Genomic DNA, 16,443 nt, shown 5'->3' with positions numbered 1-16,443 from the left:
CTTCCTCATCAAGAAGGTGCGCAATCGCTCATAAGGCCCAACGAAACGGGGAGTTCTCCCGAACCGTGTCGAAAAAGAAAAAGGTCCGCGTCGCGTTTCGCAAGAACCGCCAGACCCGCACTCGATCCAATGATTTGACCCGCCGCTTCGAGGGAGGGGAGGTTCGAGGGGCCGATCCGGTTTCGGCGGAACGTGTGCGCGCGAAAGGGGCGTTGTCGCGGCATCGAACCGTGATGCAGGAGGTCGATGATCAATCGACTGAGTCCGGGTCGGCCGATGATCCGATGGCCTCGATGGCGGTGGATCTTTCGGAATGTCTGTCGGGCCGGGTGCTCCGCGTGCACGGCCTGGAATCGGTCGTGCAGGCTGAGGACGGTAGGAGATACCGGTGCGGGGTCCGTCGGGTCTTGAAGAACCTGGCGATCGACGGGAGAAACGTGGTAGCCGTTGGCGATCGGATCTGGTTTCGACCGAGTGGCGAAGACCAGGGTGTGATCGAAAAGGTGGAACCTCGGTTCGGGTCGGTCACACGCGGCTATCGGCACCGGGAACACGTGATTGTTGCCAACGTCGATCAATTGCTGATTGTCTCGGCCTTTGCCGAACCGGAACTCAAGCTTCCCTTGATCGATCGCTATCTCATCTCGGCCGAGAAGGGAGAAGTTCAGCCGATCATCGTCCTGAATAAGGCGGACCTTGTCGATCTGGCGGCGTATCAGTGGGTGTTTGGTCTGTACGCACAGCTGGGTTACGAAGTCATTCCCTGTTCGGCCAGCAGCGGACTGGGGATTGATCGTCTGCGGGAAGTGCTGGGACAGGGAACGACGGCACTGTCGGGTCAAAGCGGCGTCGGTAAAAGCTCGTTGCTCAATGTCGTGCAGCCGGGATTGAACCTGAAGGTTGGTGAGGTGTCGTCCTGGACACGCAAAGGGAAACACACAACGACCTATGCGGAACTCTTGCGGTTGGAGCAGGGAGGGTACGTGGTCGATACGCCGGGGCTTCGGCAGTTTGAGCTTTGGGATGTTGAGCCCTGGGAACTGGAGCAGTACTTCATCGAGTTCCGGGCGTACATTCCCCATTGTAAGTTTCCGGACTGCTCGCATATTCATGAATCAGACTGCGCAGTGAAGGATGCTCTTTCGCGAGACCAGATTTTCGATTGCCGCTATGAAAGCTACTTGAAACTTTACCTTCAGCAGCCGATCGAGGGTGAGTAGGTTTTGAGGTGGGGGCTTCACGAGGTCGGCAGGATCGAGCGAAGTACGCTTGCAGAGCGTTTGATCCAGGTGTCGGCACGATCGGGCCAGGGGAGGGCCTCGACCGCGTCGGGGTGGGGCATGCTGCCGTTGGTGTACCGTCGTTCGCAGAGGACGGCGAGGCGAACCACGGCGGCGAGCGAAGCCGGTTCCAGGGATGGGAAGCAGGCGAGCCAGGTTGGGTCGAAGATGGGCAGATCGTAAGTTCTCGGGTGCAGCTCGATCGAGAGGTTGAGCGCGGGATTGTGTTGGTGGAGCAGGTTGAGGATGGCGGCGATCGGGATGCATCCCTCGCCGACGGGGCGAGCTTGCCAGCAGAGGCCGCGATCGGTGAAGGCAAGCGCGGCGTCCTTGAGGTGTGTCATCACGACGAGCGGAGCGAGCCGCTCGGCTGCTCGAAGGGGATCATCAAGCCGCATGGGTAGATTGCCGGTGTCGAGTGTGACGCCGAGCACGTCATCCCCGACGGTATCAATCAGCGTCAGTAGCTCATCGCAGGTGAGGTCGGCATGGGTTTCGACCCCGAGTCGAAGGCCGAGGGCGATCAGATCGGCCCGCATGGCTCGCAGGGTTCGCGAGGCGGCTTCGCACTGCTCTGGCCAGGGGGGATCGGTTCGGAACCGGTCATGACGATTTCCGATGAAGATTCGCGCATGGGATAATCCGAGAGCCGCCACGGCTTCGAGGTGAGGACGAAACCAGGTTGCGCGTTCGAGCGGGTCGATTGGTGCGTGGGTGGGACTAAGCTGTCCAAAGGGGTTGGGGCTGGGTAGGCCGATTTCGAGGTAAAGGCAGCGGGCGTCGGCATCTCGACGGAGTTCGGCCAGGCGGTCCGGGGCGAGGTCGGGAACGACTGAGCAAGGTTCGAGGAACTGAACCCCCTCGAGTTGGAGCGACTCGGCAAACGCAAGCGACTCGTTCGGGGAGAAGCTCCGATGGATCACGGTGTAGCAATCCAGTCCGATGCGCATGGGATCGACTCCTTGCTTCCGGGACAGGAGGTCCACCTTGACGATTCGAGTCAGATGGAGCAAGACGGGTACCTGCTGGGATTCGTTGTGGGAACGATTCGCCTCACCCCTGTCTGAAAGGCCCGATTGGAGGTGGGGAGATGGTCCGATCGAGTCCAATTGCTCAGTAAAGCAGGATCCTGAAAAAATGTTACAAAAGACTTGACGGTTTTTCGGGCACGTCGTACTTTGGCAACTGTCATTCGGGGATGAATCCCAATGAGACGTGCCATGATTGGTACCTCAGATCAAGCGGTCCCGGATTGACGATGGCGTTCATGTGATCTGCTCAGAACTCTTGCTGAAGCTGCGCGGGTCCGAACGATACCCTGATTGCACGAAAAAAAAGAACGGAACGCTCTCGGACTGCATGGAAGCGCTGTTCGAGGTCTGTTCCGTGAATGCGCCGAAGCGAGGAATGATTCTTCGCTTCAATGGTTCGTGGCGCGTTCGGAAAGCCCGATCCGGGGCCGATCTCCGGCAGGATGCCGCGATCGGCTTCGGGTCAAGGCTTTGGGAGCTTGCATCACGGTGTCGGCTTAATTGAAAGAGAATTGCGAGAGCTCCGGGACGAGCATTTTTCTTAATTAGTGGGTATTGTGCGTTGCGGAGAGCCTCGATCACTCGATCGCGTTATTGCTGGACTTTGCGCGCTTGACCGCGTAGCCTGACACCTTGATGTCGGGGTTTCGCGCATTGAATGCGATTCGTCCGTCCCGCGCACCGAATCAACGCGAGCAAAGAGGGCAGCGACCATGACGGGTTCGATCAATCGTCGGGGGTTTCTGGGAGGCTCGGGGGCGGCCGTGGGCACCCTGGCGTTCACTGCGGCCAAGGGTTGGGCGAGCGGCAACGCGCCGAATGATCGGTTGACGGTCGGGGTGATGGGCCTGAGCCGAGGCAGGGCGTTGGCGACCGGATTTGCCCAGACCCCGGGGGTGATGGTCAAATACTGCTGCGACGTGGATCAGGATCGCGCGGACGCGGGGGCCGACGCGGTTCGAAAGACGGTCAGCGACCAGAGCCCGGAAGCGATCCAGGACTTCCGACGCATTCTGGATGATCCGGACGTAGATGCGTTGGTCTGTGCGGCGCCGAACCACTGGCACGGGCCGGCGACGATTCTTGGTTGCAAGGCTGACAAGCATGTCTATGTCGAGAAGCCTGCCTGTCATAATCCCTGGGAAGGGGAGATGATGGTCGAGGCGGCCCGCAAGTACAACAAGGCCGTGCAGATGGGCTCGCAACGGCGGAGTAGCCCGCAATTAATCGAAGCGGTCGAGGCCATCAAGGACGGGGTGATTGGCCGGCTCTATCATGCAAGGTCGTTCTACAACAGCCGACGCGGTTCGATTGGCTACGCCGACCCTTCGGAAGCACCGAGCCAGATTGACTACGAGCTCTGGCAAGGGCCTGCGCCTCGGAAGCCGTTCAAGAGCAACGTGGTGCACTACAACTGGCACTGGTTCTGGCACTGGGGCAACGGCGAACTGGGCAACAACGGGGTGCATGGGCTCGACCTCGTGCGATGGGGGCTCGGCGTGGATTTGCCGACCTCGGTCGTGAGCACGGGCGGGCGTTATGTTTTTGAAGATGAGCAGGAGACGCCGGACACTCACACAGTTTCGTTTGAGTTTCCGGGTCGGATTTCTGCCGACTGGCAGGGCCTAAGCTGCAACGGCAATGCCCCGGCACCCTTTGTGATCTTCTACGGGACCGACGGTGCCCTGGAGATGTTCGGAAACGGGTCGTACACGATCAAGGACAACGCGGGGAAGGAAGTGAAGTCGGTGCGAGGAGTTCTGGGAGAGCCTGAGCACCTGTCGAACTTTGTCGAGGCGATTCGCAACGACACGCCGCTGGCGCTCAACGCGGAGATCGAGCAGGGGGTCAAGAGCACCTTGCTCTGCCACCTGGGAAATATCGCGCATCGGGTCGGCCGATCGCTGAAGTGCGATCCGACGAACGGAACCATCCAGAGCGATGACGAGGCGATGAGCTACTGGAAGCGCGAGTACGCCGAAGGCTGGCAGCCCACGGTCTGAGCTGGGAGTGCGTTCGGAAATCGGATGAGAAGACGCGATCGAGCCGGGACGTGCGAGGCATGTCCCGGCTCGAATCGTTTCGGAAGGGGAGCGATTGCGACTCCGATTCCGAGGGGAGCCGCCATCGGATCGGGTCGTAAGAATCGGGACGGGCGGGCTGGGCTGGAATGAAACAAAGCCCCAGTCACCCGAATTGCGAAGCAAGAGTGACCGGGGCCAGGTTGTGAGATTCAGTCAGGTTTGCACCTCGACTCGAAACGCAATCGAGTCAAGCAGCCACCCGATCGGAGGGGATCGGCTCAGTAGCGGCGACCGCCACCACCGTAGCCACCGCCACCGCCGTAGCCACCACGTCCACCGCCACCCGTGCGGGGTTCTCGAGGACGGGCTTCATTGACGGTGAGACGTCGCCCACCGTATTCGTAATCGTGCAGGCCTTCGATGGCGGCTTGCGCTTCGTTATCGGTGTCCATTTCGACGAAGCCGAAGCCCTTGCTACGGCCAGTGTCGCGGTCCTGGATCACCTGGGCGCTCTGGACAGAGCCGAAATGAGCGAAAAGCGTTTCGAGCGAAGAATCGTCAACCTGATAGTTCAGGTTGCCGACGTAGAGCTTCTTTGACAACAGACCACCCCAGAAAGGAGGGGGAAACGACCCCGCAGGACACGTCCCGGGTCGAGGGGGACGGGGCTCTCAGCGATCGGAGCCCGAGAGGCAGGAGAGACGAGAGAGGGAAGCGAGAAGCGTGCGTGTTGCGAACGGATACGCTTGCTCAATCATTCAACCAGCCAAAGGAGATCGTACCAGGGAACCCATGTCGTGGGAAGAGACTTTTTTTCGAATTCACGAATTTTGATTAAACGGATTCGTCGTGCAATGGTAACGATGCCTCAAGGTAGGAGGGGGAGGCGAAGGGGCAAAGGTCCAAAGAAGTCAATGAGTAAAAATAGTTGTTGAAACCGTAATTGATTGAAATCGATTGGGATTGGCGTTTGGGGTCTCGACAATGGGAGGAAGAAGAATTGGTGTCTTGGTGCGGAAGTTGCTGATATTCACAGATGGGTTTTCAAGCCCCGATGTTTCGGGTCAGGGTGCCTTCATTCAGTGGAGTGGCAGCCGGCCCGATTGTCTTGTGATGAGCAACGGAGGAGCAACAGGATGAGCACCACGACACTAATCATGGTCAGCGGCTTGTTCAAGGATCGGTACAGCGCGGACAAGGCGTATCAGGCGATTCTGGATCGTGGCTATGGGCACGATCAGATCAGTACGGTCATGTCGGAGGAGACTCGAAAGCGTCATTATTCCGAAGTGACGGTGGGCGCGGACGAAGGGAACAAGGCGCTGGAGGGTTCAGGGGTTGGTGGAGCCATCGGTACGATCACTGGTGGATTGATCGGAGCGATTGCGGCGATTGGAACCAATCTGGTTCTGCCGGGGATTGGTTTGGTGGTCGCCGGTCCGCTGGCGGTGGGGCTTGCCGGAGCGGGAGCGGGAGGGCTGACAGGTGGTTTGGTTGGGGCACTCGTGGGTTGGGGGATTCCCGAGGAGGATGCGAGGGAGTATGAGGCTGGATTGGCAGAAGGTGGGATCGTACTGGGGGTCCAATGTGGCTCGGAAGCTGACGCCCGTGACATTGAGGCGGACTGGCGGGCTGCGGGAGCGTCGAGGATCGATCGATATTGATTGCGCGGAGTGCTCCCATCCGTCCAAATGAAAAACGCCGGAGTGTCGCATTGGGATTGCGAACACTCCGGCGTCTCAATATCGCGAGGGTCAACCGAAGATGGACCCTACGATGAAGGATCGAACGACAGAGCACGGAAGGTGATCGAGATACCCTTGCGTGCTCAGAGTCGTATCGGTCACGAGGTTAGCTTAGTATCGACCACCACCACCGCCGCCGCCGTAACGACCGCCGCTGAAACCGCCGCCGCCGCCGCCGCCGTAGCCGCCACGACCGCCGCCGCCACCACCACCGTAGCCGCCGCGGCCGCCACCGCCGCCGCCGCCACCGTAGCCGCCCCGACCACCACCGCCGCCACGGTCCTCTCGAGGACGGGCTTCGTTGACGGTCAGACGACGACCACCGTAATCGTAGTCGTGCAAGCCGTCGATGGCGGCCTGAGCCTGTTCATCAGTGTCCATTTCGACGAAGCCGAAGCCCTTGCTGCGGCCGGTGTCGCGGTCCTGGATGACCTGAGCACTCTGGACGGTGCCATATTGCGAAAACAGCTGCTCGAGCTCGGAGCTGTCGACCTTGAAGGTCAGGTTACCGACGTATAACTTCTTGCCCACCAATGATCTCCTGGGCATTGAGCATTCAACGACCCCCAGTGGAAGGTCCCGGGTCGAGTGGGACGGGGCTGCAGTCGCCCGATCGGCAGGAAAGGTGGGAACGGGAAAGCCGAGGCGAGCTCTGAGAGAACCTGCATCGCTTGCTCGATCATCCAACCAGCCAGGATGATTATAGCCAAGCTTCGAAAAAAAAATAGTGACATTTCCGCCCGATTGGAGATTCGATTCTGGGAGGGGGAGCTCTTGATGCTTCACTGGTAAAGATGAGTCTTCCGGATTGTCTGGGGTCGCGCAACTCCTAGAGAAGTGGACCGAGTCGAACCGGAAGCGATTTGGACGTGACAGGGATGGAGTCATGTTCTTGAGAAACAGGGTGAAGGCAGAACGAAGCGGGAGCAATTCTGCCGTTCATACGCGGGAGGAGTCGGCATGACGACGCAAGCGCGGATTGCAGTCGTGGGAGCGGGAGCCTTTGGTGGCTGGACGGCGTTGTCACTGCGTCGAAGGGGGTGCGAGGTTGTTCTGATCGACGCCTGGGGACCGGGGCATGCGCGGTCAAGTTCGGGGGGGGCGACGAGGGTTTTCCGGCAGTCGTACGTGAATCCGGAAATGGTTCGGCTCGCCGGCCGGGCTCGGGAGCTGTGGGTGGAGGAACAGGAGCGGTCGGGGCGTCGGTTGTTCGACCCGATCGGGATGATTTGGTTAGCGCAGGAGCGCTCGGAAGTGGAGCAGGCCGTGCTGACCAATTTGAACACTGCGGGGGTTCCGCACGAGTGGCTCGAGGCCGATCAAGCGGCGAGGGCCTATCCCCAGATCCGGACTGATGATCTGGAAGGAGCGATCGTCGAGCCCGGAGCTGGAGTGCTCCGGGCGAGGGAGGCATGCCTTGCGGTGCGAGATGCGTTGGTTGCAGAGGGGGGAACGTATCGGGAGTCATGGGTCGAGCCGGGGGCGATTCGATCGGGGCGGATGGAGGAACTTGTGCTTGCCGATGGCTCACGAGAGAGGGCCGATGTGTTCGTCTTCGCCGTGGGCCCCTGGCAAGGGTCGTTTCTCAAACGATTTCACGAGTGGTCGATGCCGGTCACTCGGCAAGAAGTGTTTGTCTTTGGAACACCTCCGGGGGATGTCCGGTTTGGGCCTTCGCGGTTACCGGTTTGGGCCTTTCACGGAGCGGAATTTTGGTACGGCGTCCCAGGAGATGGCGATGTGGGGGGGTTCAAGATCGCGGATGATACCCGTGGTTCGCAGTTCGACCCGACGACAGGAGACCGAACGCCATCGGCCCAGGGACTGGAAAACGCTCGGTCGTTATTGGCGAAACGGTTTCCCGGAATGGCGGATGCACCCTTGATCGCCGCGTCGGTTTGTCAGTATACCGAAGCGATCGACGGTCGTTTCCTGGCCGATCGATTGCAGGGGTCAACCAACGCGTGGATCGTGACAGGGGGCTCGGGGCATGGCTTCAAGCATGGCCCGGCCGTGGGTGAGTCGGTGGCCGCGCTGGTGCTCGGCGATCGAACTCCGGAATCGGATCAGGCATTTTCCACCTTTTCCATGATGGAAGGAGCGTGATCCGAGACAGTGGACCTGCAGCGGTTTCCTGACTCGATCACGCTGCTTGCAGAGTGTTGAGGGATTCGCTCGGATTGACCCGGCGAGGGGGTCTGGGATCGGTGCGGGGAACCGATGGCCGATCACACAGGGCCTTCGAGCGTCTTACGAGGATGGATCATCATGAACGCGGCACCAGCGGGAAGCGTCGAGGGGACCTATCGCGTGATTGAGCGCGACGGGTTCGTGGAGATCGAATTGCTGACGCCGAAGCTGCCGGAGGAGCTGGGCGCGGCCTTGATTGACGAAGCGATGGTTCGGCGCTGGTCGTGCCTGGTGCTCGATTGTTCCCAGGTGGAATTTCTGTCGAGCCTGGGGCTTGGGGCCTTGATCCGGCTCGATCGTCAGCTCCGGCCGACGGGTGGGCGGCTGAAGTTGTGTGGCTTGAATCCGCATCTCAGAGAATTCTTCGCGATCACGCGGCTGGATCGGGTCTTGCAAATCTCCGATAGCGAGCCGGATGCGTTGGAAACGAGTCGTTGACCCAGCAGCATTGGGGAACCTGATTCCGGGGAAAGGTCGGAAGAGTTTTGGAATCCTTGCGGCAATGGCGTATGATGAAATTCACACCATTCTCCTCCCGAACGAACGGAGGGTTCCTCTCATGGCATCGTTGACACTGAGCGTCTTGCTTCTGGTATGGACGACTGCTCCAGCCCAGGATGCCGCGGCCACCGCGACCCGGTTGCTCGAAGCCGGGGCGGCGACCTTCAATTCAAAAGATGCTGCCGGCATGGCAGCGAACTACACGGATGATGCGGCCATCACCCTGTATTCGACCACGGATAGTAGCATGCAAACGCAGCACTACCGTGGAAAAGAACGCATCCAAAAACTCTACGCGGATCTGTTCAAGGATTCGGCTCAGATCACGTCACGAAACGTGGTCGAATACGCGCGCTTTGTCGGGCCAGACTTGCTCGTGATCGGTGGGACCTTCGAGCCTGATATTGGGGGTTCACTCATTTTACAATTCGTGCAGGTCCGCGTTCGAGAAGAAGGCGGAGTCTGGCGGATTCAGAACTTGCAACTGTTCCCAATCCCGAACTCGTAAGGATTGTTGATCCTGCAACAGTCAGGATGTTTCAATCAATCAATTTCAAAAAGGCGAACAAGCATGGGGACGGCTGTCAGCGATCGCTGATAGCCGTCCCTGTTTGTTTCAGGTTTGGAACCGGGAGCGTCGGCTGGTTTAACCCTCGTCGTAGCCCTTCAGCTCGCGAATCCAGATGTTCCGGAATCGGACGGGATCGCCGTGATCCTGGAGCATCAAGGGACCTTTCGGACCGTGAGGCTGGTAACGGGCGACCTCTCGGAAGGCAACGGCGCCGATAAGCGGCGTGTGATGGTGGAGTAAGACGCCGTTATGGAACACGGTGGCGTAGGCCGGTTCAGCGACCGAACCGTCGTCGTTGAACTTCGGCGCTTTGAAGATGATGTCGAAGGTCTGCCACTGGCCGGGAGGGCGAGAGGCGTTGACCAGGGGTGGGTACTGGCCGTAGATCGCGCCGGTTTGTCCATCGGGGTAGGTCTGGTTCTCGAAGCAGTCGAGCACCTGAATTTCGTAGCGGCCGAAGAACATGATGCCGCTGTTGCCGCGTCCCTGGCCGCTCCCGCTGGCGGGTTCAGGGCTGGCGAATTCGAGGTGGAGTTGGCAGTCGCCGAATTCCTGCTTCGTTTGGATTGATCCGGTTCGAGGGGCGACGCGGATGGTTCCGTCTTCGACAAGCCAGGGGGCCTCCTGACCGTTTGGTAAGGCCCAGGCGGACAGGTCGGTTCCGTCAAAAAGGACGACCGCATCTGAGGGAGGTTTGCCGGGCTCGTCCTGGGTGCTAGAGGTGCCGGGCTCGATCACGGGGGGTTGCGGCCGGGTACCATCGTGGACGCGGTAGGTGCCACCAGGGAGGAACGGGGTATCGTCGTAGCCGAGCTTCGGTGCATCTTGCTGCGACGACATCGCGGCCTCCAGGGCAAACGCGCCTCCGGCGAGCAGGCCGAGGGCGGCGAGTGTGCGGACGGTCAGGCTTGGGAACATTGCGATCGGCTCCGGTTGAGCGTCGAGGGAGAGTCGTGGTGCTGCGACGAATCGGCCGAGCAATCGTCGCCCCGAGGAGGGTGATTTTAATGGGCATCATCAGACGGGGCTACCGACTGGCGGGATCGGCGAAGCGTTCTGGGAGACGAACTCGTCACGAACCTCGGGCAGGACGGGGTCCGAGGCCGAAGTCGTTCGCGTGAGGGGAGACCGCGTCGATGATGAAGCGGATGTGATCGTCGAGGGAGACCCCAAGGTGTTCGACCCCAAGGCGGACCTCGTCGCGGTCAACCTTGGCAGCGAAGGAGCGGTCCTTGAGCTTCTTCTTGACGCTCGATGCGCTGAGGGTCGAGATTCCATCGGGCCGGACAAGGCAGCAGGCCACGATAAAGCCTGTTAACTCGTCGCAGGCGAGCAGGGCGCGATCGAGGGGAGTCTCGGCGGGGACTCCCCATCGAGTGAAATGACTCGAAATCGCATGGGCGATCTCAGGTTCGCCGCGTTCTTCCAGCCAGGAAACAATGTGGCGAGGGTGTTCGTCGGGCCAGCGGTCGTAATCGGCATCGTGGAGCAGCCCGGTGATTGCCCAACGCTGCTCATCCGCGGCACCACGACCGTACTGGTGGGCGGCGCGGAGCATGACCGCTTCAACCGTCTTCGCGTGGAGGAGCAGCGAGGGTGAGGCGGTCCAGTCGTGCAACAGGTTCCAGGCCTCGTCGTACGAAACGCTCATCGAAAGGGGTGCCCCTGCGTTGAAGACGATCAGCGATCCTTTACCCCTGAGGCAGGCAGGAGTTCAGCAACGGCCGCGGTCATCGCGCGGATGCCGGTTGCAACGGCCGGTCGGGCATCGGGGGCGAACAATGGGGAGTGGAGCGACGGAAGCGGCTCTCCGCCATTCTGGGCGTCGGCGAAGCGATCGGCGGGGACAGTGCCGAGCCAGAACATGAAGCCGGGGATCGCGCCGTCGAGGCTATAAAGGCCGAAATCCTCGGCACCCATGACTGGAGTGGTCGGGATGACGCGGTCGGGTCCGAGAGCCGTTTCGAGGGCGGGGACGATGCGGGCGACGAGATCAGGGTCATTGACCGTCGGTGGGGTGTTGTCGCCGATGGTGATGATAGGGTCGGGGGCGTTATGGGCGTGGGCGAGCCCCTGGGCGCGGCGCTGAATGCCATCGAGGAGCTGATCCATGACCTCGGTCTTGTAGGAGCGGAGGGTGAGCTGAAGCGTGACCTCGGGGGGGATGATATTGTGCTTCGAGCCGCCCTGAATCGAGCCGACGGTGACGACGGCCGGATCGGTCGGGGCGACCTCTCGGCTGACGATCGTTTGCAACTCCATGACGAGCGAGGCGGCCAGGACGATCGGATCGACCGTTCGGTGGGGGTAGGCTCCGTGGCCCCCTTTCCCCTTCACCGTAATGTCGACGCTGGAGACGCTTGCCAGAGCCGGGCCAGCGCAATAGGCGACGTGGCCGACGGGAGCGTCGGAGGCGACGTGCAGCGCGAGGGCGAAATCAGGGCGGGGGAAGCGTTCGTAGAGGCCGTCGTTGAGCATGGCTCGGGCACCGCTCACGCGTTCTTCGGCCGGCTGGGCGACGAGCAGGACGGTGCCGGACCAGGCGTCTCGATGCTCCGAGAGCCACCGGGCCGTGCCGACGAAGCAGGTCATGTGCACGTCGTGTCCGCAGGCATGCATGACACCGACGGTCTCGCCAGATTCGTCGGTGGTGGTGACGGTGCTGGCAAAGGGTAAGCCCGTGTCCTCGACAACGGGAAGGGCGTCGAGGTCGGTCCGGACGAGGACGGTCGGACCGTCGCCGTTGCGGATCAAGGCGACGACGCCGTGCCCACCGATGCCGGGGGAGACCTCATCAACGCCCACCTCGTGGAGCTCTCGGGCGATTCGAGCCGCGGTTTGTTCCTCGAAGTTGGAGAGCTCGGGGTGCTGGTGGAGATGCTGGTAGAGGTCGATCAGACCGTCAAGATTGGTCTCGATCCAGGTGGGATCGGCTCCCGAAAGAGGGGAGATCGGCACGGGGAGCGAGGCCAGCAACACCACAAGCGGCGCGATCATCGGTGGGGCTCCGGGGTGCGAGAACGAATGAGGTGGAGCGATCAGATGGATGGGGACGACACGTCTCGGTTTGGCCCGGTCATTCCGTGCGGTGAGATGCGAGCACCTCAGCAGGTCGGGGGTCAATCGAGCCCCATCTGTTTCATTCGGGCCTTGGCCATCGCCTCCTCAGCCTCGGGGATGCGGCCGCATCGCTGGTAGATGACCGACATTGCGGTGTAGCTGAAGGTGTCTTCGGGTTCGAGTTCAACGACCCGTTGGGCGTGCTTGATCGCGTCGTCGAACTGGCCAAGATCAACGCAAAGACGGGCGAGAAGTCCATGGGATAGGGTATGGTCGGGTTCCGCCTCGACCGCTTCCTTCAGCGTCGCGATGGCGGCTTCCTTATCTCCAGCGTCTCGTAAATCGACAGCCTTATCGTACAGTTCATTGGCCGAGGGCATGGATTGCTCCGGATCATCCGGGACGAAATCGTGGCGGGATTGAGAGCCGATGGCACCCATTGTACCGATCGCGAAGTCCCCTGCCAGGGAGGGAGCAATGGATCGGAACGGATGGAGGATCAGCCTGGAGGCTGGCAGGGCCGGGGAGGGACCGAATTCCGAAAGGAGTGTCAGGAGTGCCTTGCGCGGATTCTCGTCACCAAGCGGTGACGAAGGAGCCATTACCCGGGGCGTTTCCCGCCGAGGGGGAGTTTCGCCCAGTAAAGTTGGGTGCGGTCGCCCCGAATCCGAACGTCTTCGAGCAAGGCGCGGAGGTCGGGCTTCACGCGATCGTGGAAAAGGCGTTTGCCGTTGATGCGGATCTGAATGCGCTCGTTGAAATCGAAGTACTCGGGAGCGAGCCAGATGTCGATGGCATTGATGCCGCTGACGGTCAGAGCCATCAGGTTGCTGAGCGTACTGGTTTTGCAAGTGATGGTGGCCGGGTCGAGCTTTGAGCCAAGGGGATCGACCGCTTCCGGGGCCGGGGTGCGGCCAGGAAGGAAGTCTCGGATCACAAGGCCATAGTAGCGGTCGTCGCTCGATCGGGAGGCGACGACCTCAAAGTCCTTGCGGTGGGTTTCTCGGGTCCGATGTTTCATCCAGTCAAAGACCGCGGGGAGTTCCTCAGGCAGGGGTTCGAGGCCGCGCTTGAGGTATTCCACATAGGTGACATCCCATGTTTTACTGATCATGGACTTGGCCAGGTCGAAGACGAGGCTCTCGGTCGAGGCGGTCGCCAGATCACCGATGACGATGAGCATGGGAACATAGGCGCCGTGGGCTCGGGTTTTGGCGACGTGCTTGGCGGGAATTCCCGACAGGGTGGCGACCCCGGCAAAGACGTCGGGATGGGCCAGGCCAATGTCCCAGGCGGCATTGCCGCCGAGCATCGAGCCGCCGAGGAAGATGCGATCGGGATCGATCGAAAAACGCTTGCGTGCGTCTCGAAGCGAGAGAAGGACGGCGGCGTGCTCATCGGTGGAGTAGCGGTAGTCGGGTGACTCAGCCGGGGCCATGTATTCCGGGGCGATGACGATGAAGCCGTTCCGGGCGGCCTCGGGCCCCCACCAGTCGAGTGCCGATCGCGCTCCTCGACCATCGTGCAAAGCAACGAGGGCCGGATACGAGCGAAGGGGGTGATACTCGGGGGGGAGAAGGATGGCGTATTCGGTTGGGGTTGGGTTGACGTCGTCGATGACACGGCGGATCAGGGGAACACCTCCGGCGGGGACCTCGTCACTGGCAAACGGAGGGGGCAGATGCCGGATGATCCGTGAGATCCGTTCCAGGTCGGCGGGTTCGGGGACGTTCTCTGCGTCGTCGGTCGAACCGCTTTGGAGTTCGGAAAGGAGTTGTTCGCGATCGGCGGCGTCGGTTGAGGAAAGGTAGGAGACGATTCGGTTACGCGTCTCCCAGAGTTCTCGGACAGCGGCGGGATCATCAATGGCGTGCTCGGTACCGACCACCCAGGAAGAGAGGGCGCGGCTGAGGCGGACTTCGGAGGGGATGGGGGAGCCATCAGCCTCGTTCCGGTTTCGACCGGGAGCAAGGCGAGGAGCGACCGCATCGGGGACGTCTGCGAGTGCTTGAAGAATCTCGAAGGTTTCGGCACGGAGGTCGAGACGGATCGACTCAGGGGCGTTGTCGAGGAGCGATCTCAGCTCGGAGGCGAAGGCGCGGTGTGCTTCTCGGGTGGTTTGAAGTTCTTTAAGCTTCTGAACCACCTTGTCCTGGAGGGTGATCGAGGCTCCTTCGGAGTTGAAGGCCGTGAGCAAGGCTTCGGCCGCGCGAGGCTGGCCGACGTTGACGAGCCGATCGGCCTCGTCGAGCGCCCGCTGGGTCTGAAGGTCGCGGACCGTGAGGCGGACGTTGGCGATGGTGGAGGAGAGTTCGGGAAAGGAGGATTCGAGGCGATCGAGCTCGGCCAGGGCCTCGTCGTACCACTGGGCCTGAATGAGGAAGCGGGCCACGCGTAAACGTTCATTTTTATTGGTCGGATCGACCCGGTCGAGCAGACCGAGGATGACGTCTCGGGGCACCTCGTTGGTGGCGAGCTGGCCGAGCCAGAAGCCGTCGATGCCTCGAAACTTGACGATGTCGGGGCCGATCTCGTTGATCGCCTGTTTCATCCGTTCGGCACGAAGCGATCGGCCGGAGTACCGGGAATATTCGAATAGTCGCTGGCCGAATTCGTCCCAGGGGGCAGTTCGGATCCTGAGGGCGTGGGAGGGCATTTCACCGCCGTGGACCTCGATCGGCTGGACGAGCGAGAAGCGTTCGAGCTCCTGCCGGGCGGTCGGCGGTTCGGGAGAGACCTGCTCGATCTTCGTCTGGCGGATCACGGTGCGCTTCAGACCGTCGTAGACCGTGACAATCGCGTTGTCGCGCTCAACGATCCCCCGGATCATCCCCCCATTCTTGAGGACAACCTGATCGGCCCTGGCCTCCTCCGCCATGGTCCACCATCCCAGGGCGGCCATCGACGAGCAAAGGATGGCGAGGTCGAGGAACCGCCGGTGCCGATGGCGGATACCAATCATCATGGGGCCTCCCTGTGGGTCCTCGTTCGTCCTCACATCGTCCTTCGAAGGCGAGTCGCGAGGTCAAACGACCGTTTCATCAAGGCTGGAACCGCTCGCCCCAGGATGAAGCGAAGCTGTGAATCCCTTCAGACGATGATGCCCTTGCCCCGAACCGGTACTCTCAGGCTCTCGGACACGACACCTTGAGCGACGATCTGGGGCGGCGATGGAACCATTTCGTTGATTTTCGGTTCGATGGGCCCGTCATCTGGCTCCATTCTGTCGTCCCGTCGGGCAGGGTCAAGCATCGGGAGGAAGCCGAGGCGGTCCGCTGGCGGACCAAGGTCTGGGGTCGTACTCTGAAGGACGACGCAATGCAGGGGATTATTTCGTGACGACTTGCCCAGAGGAACCTTCGGTATGCCCCCCGAGCCATTGAAATTTCGATGTGATCGGTGCGGTCAACTGCTTGGGGTCGCTCCCTCGCGGGTGGGTCGAGCCGTGAACTGTCCGAAATGCGGGACGAGCCTGGTCGTCCCGGAACCGAACTCCGGTTCGACCGCTGCTGGCCTGGGAACCCATGCTCCGGAGTTTCCCGAGGAATCATCGGGTGTTCCCCCCGAACCCGGCGAGGCGAACCAGCAGGCGTCGGGTTTTTTTGACGCCATCGAGCTTAGCTCGGACGAGCTTCGAACCATGTTCCCCGAAGACACGGACGAGGATCGTGCGGAACCTGGCCAACTTCCGGAGGTCGAGCAGGTTCGTCGATCGGGAGGTCAACCCGAATCTCGGGTTCGAGTTGCGGAAGATCGACGTTCCGAAGAGGTTGAGCCGCCGGTTCCGGAGTCGATTGGCTTGAGGTTTCACGAGAATCCCACGGGGCGAGGAGTGCGGCCCGATCCGTTGGAATCGAGCACACCGAACGAGGCGATCGTGCGGCCTCGGGTGAGTCGTGATGTGGTCATTCCTCGGCTGGCGGTGCTCTCGTGGTCGATGTTTGTCCTTATCGCGCTCTTCCTGGCATTCCTGGCGGGGTTACTGGTGGGGCATTTTGTGTGGGTCCGACCAGAGTGATCGTCGAACGGTCCGAGAGACGG

Annotated in this window: 15 protein-coding genes; 7 read left to right on the top strand and 8 right to left on the bottom strand. The window is 61.2% G+C overall.

Features of this window, described 5'->3' with window-relative positions; translation table 11 throughout:
* Positions 1-65: 65 nt before the first annotated feature.
* Entirely contained in the window at positions 66-1,220 is a 1,155-nt protein-coding gene (rsgA, locus tag HG800_RS11470) for a ribosome small subunit-dependent GTPase A (RefSeq protein ID WP_169976750.1), read from the top strand.
* Between the two features lie 17 nt (positions 1,221-1,237).
* Here the strand turns inward: rsgA and HG800_RS11465 are convergent, their stop codons facing one another.
* Positions 1,238-2,230, bottom strand: coding sequence for a sugar phosphate isomerase/epimerase family protein (locus HG800_RS11465; protein WP_169976749.1), 993 nt, complete (start codon positions 2,228-2,230; stop codon positions 1,238-1,240).
* Between the two features lie 794 nt (positions 2,231-3,024).
* Here HG800_RS11465 and HG800_RS11460 point away from each other — a divergent pair.
* The gene (locus HG800_RS11460; RefSeq protein ID WP_169976748.1) at positions 3,025-4,314 is read left to right on the top strand and encodes a Gfo/Idh/MocA family protein; all 1,290 of its coding nucleotides are present in this window, start codon (positions 3,025-3,027) and stop codon (positions 4,312-4,314) included.
* Positions 4,315-4,613: 299 nt separating this feature from the next.
* Here the strand turns inward: HG800_RS11460 and HG800_RS11455 are convergent, their stop codons facing one another.
* On the bottom strand, positions 4,614-4,937 hold the full coding sequence (locus tag HG800_RS11455; RefSeq protein ID WP_169976747.1) for an RNA recognition motif domain-containing protein: 324 nt from the start codon (positions 4,935-4,937) through the stop codon (positions 4,614-4,616).
* 534 nt (positions 4,938-5,471) lie between these two features.
* Here HG800_RS11455 and HG800_RS11450 point away from each other — a divergent pair.
* Complete coding sequence (locus tag HG800_RS11450; RefSeq protein WP_169976746.1) at positions 5,472-5,999, top strand: hypothetical protein; 528 nt, start codon at positions 5,472-5,474, stop codon at positions 5,997-5,999.
* Positions 6,000-6,191: 192 nt separating this feature from the next.
* On the opposite strand, the gene HG800_RS11445 is transcribed toward HG800_RS11450, so the two are convergent.
* Positions 6,192-6,611 carry an RNA recognition motif domain-containing protein gene (locus HG800_RS11445; RefSeq protein WP_169976745.1) on the bottom strand — a complete coding sequence of 140 codons (420 nt, stop codon included), beginning with the start codon at positions 6,609-6,611 and terminating at the stop codon, positions 6,192-6,194.
* A gap of 429 nt (positions 6,612-7,040) precedes the next feature.
* On the opposite strand from HG800_RS11445, the gene HG800_RS11440 reads away from it, so the two are divergent.
* The 3 genes from HG800_RS11440 to HG800_RS11430 all read left to right on the top strand — a co-directional run bounded on the left by HG800_RS11440 (position 7,041) and on the right by HG800_RS11430 (position 9,279).
* Positions 7,041-8,186: an NAD(P)/FAD-dependent oxidoreductase gene (locus HG800_RS11440; RefSeq protein WP_169976744.1), complete on the top strand. Its 1,146-nt coding sequence runs from the start codon at positions 7,041-7,043 to the stop codon at positions 8,184-8,186.
* Between the two features lie 162 nt (positions 8,187-8,348).
* Positions 8,349-8,708 (top strand): STAS domain-containing protein, encoded by a 360-nt coding sequence (locus HG800_RS11435; RefSeq protein ID WP_169976743.1) that lies wholly within the window; start codon positions 8,349-8,351, stop codon positions 8,706-8,708.
* Positions 8,709-8,829: 121 nt separating this feature from the next.
* The gene (locus HG800_RS11430) at positions 8,830-9,279 is read left to right on the top strand and encodes a YybH family protein (protein ID WP_169976742.1); all 450 of its coding nucleotides are present in this window, start codon (positions 8,830-8,832) and stop codon (positions 9,277-9,279) included.
* A 138-nt stretch (positions 9,280-9,417) separates the two neighbouring features.
* Here HG800_RS11430 and HG800_RS11425 read toward each other — a convergent pair whose 3' ends face one another.
* The 5 genes from HG800_RS11425 to HG800_RS11405 all read right to left on the bottom strand — a co-directional run bounded on the left by HG800_RS11425 (position 9,418) and on the right by HG800_RS11405 (position 15,367).
* A complete protein-coding gene (locus HG800_RS11425; protein ID WP_169976741.1) occupies positions 9,418-10,260 on the bottom strand; it encodes a 3-keto-disaccharide hydrolase in 843 nt (280 codons plus the stop codon).
* Between the two features lie 154 nt (positions 10,261-10,414).
* Positions 10,415-10,993: an HD domain-containing protein gene (locus tag HG800_RS11420; RefSeq protein WP_169976740.1), complete on the bottom strand. Its 579-nt coding sequence runs from the start codon at positions 10,991-10,993 to the stop codon at positions 10,415-10,417.
* Positions 10,994-11,022: 29 nt separating this feature from the next.
* Positions 11,023-12,339: a M20 metallopeptidase family protein gene (locus HG800_RS11415; RefSeq protein ID WP_169976739.1), complete on the bottom strand. Its 1,317-nt coding sequence runs from the start codon at positions 12,337-12,339 to the stop codon at positions 11,023-11,025.
* Positions 12,340-12,461: 122 nt separating this feature from the next.
* On the bottom strand, positions 12,462-12,782 hold the full coding sequence (locus HG800_RS11410; RefSeq protein ID WP_169976738.1) for a tetratricopeptide repeat protein: 321 nt from the start codon (positions 12,780-12,782) through the stop codon (positions 12,462-12,464).
* A gap of 221 nt (positions 12,783-13,003) precedes the next feature.
* Positions 13,004-15,367: a carboxylesterase family protein gene (locus HG800_RS11405; protein WP_169976737.1), complete on the bottom strand. Its 2,364-nt coding sequence runs from the start codon at positions 15,365-15,367 to the stop codon at positions 13,004-13,006.
* A gap of 480 nt (positions 15,368-15,847) precedes the next feature.
* On the opposite strand from HG800_RS11405, the gene HG800_RS11400 reads away from it, so the two are divergent.
* A complete protein-coding gene (locus HG800_RS11400; RefSeq protein ID WP_169976736.1) occupies positions 15,848-16,420 on the top strand; it encodes a hypothetical protein in 573 nt (190 codons plus the stop codon).
* Positions 16,421-16,443 lie beyond the last annotated feature (23 nt).

Origin of the sequence: Tautonia rosea, assembly GCF_012958305.1 — a bacterium.
Taxonomy (GTDB): Bacteria; Planctomycetota; Planctomycetia; order Isosphaerales; family Isosphaeraceae; genus Tautonia; species Tautonia rosea.
Note: the sequence above shows the minus strand (reverse complement) of the source record. Positions and strands in the feature narration are given on the sequence as shown.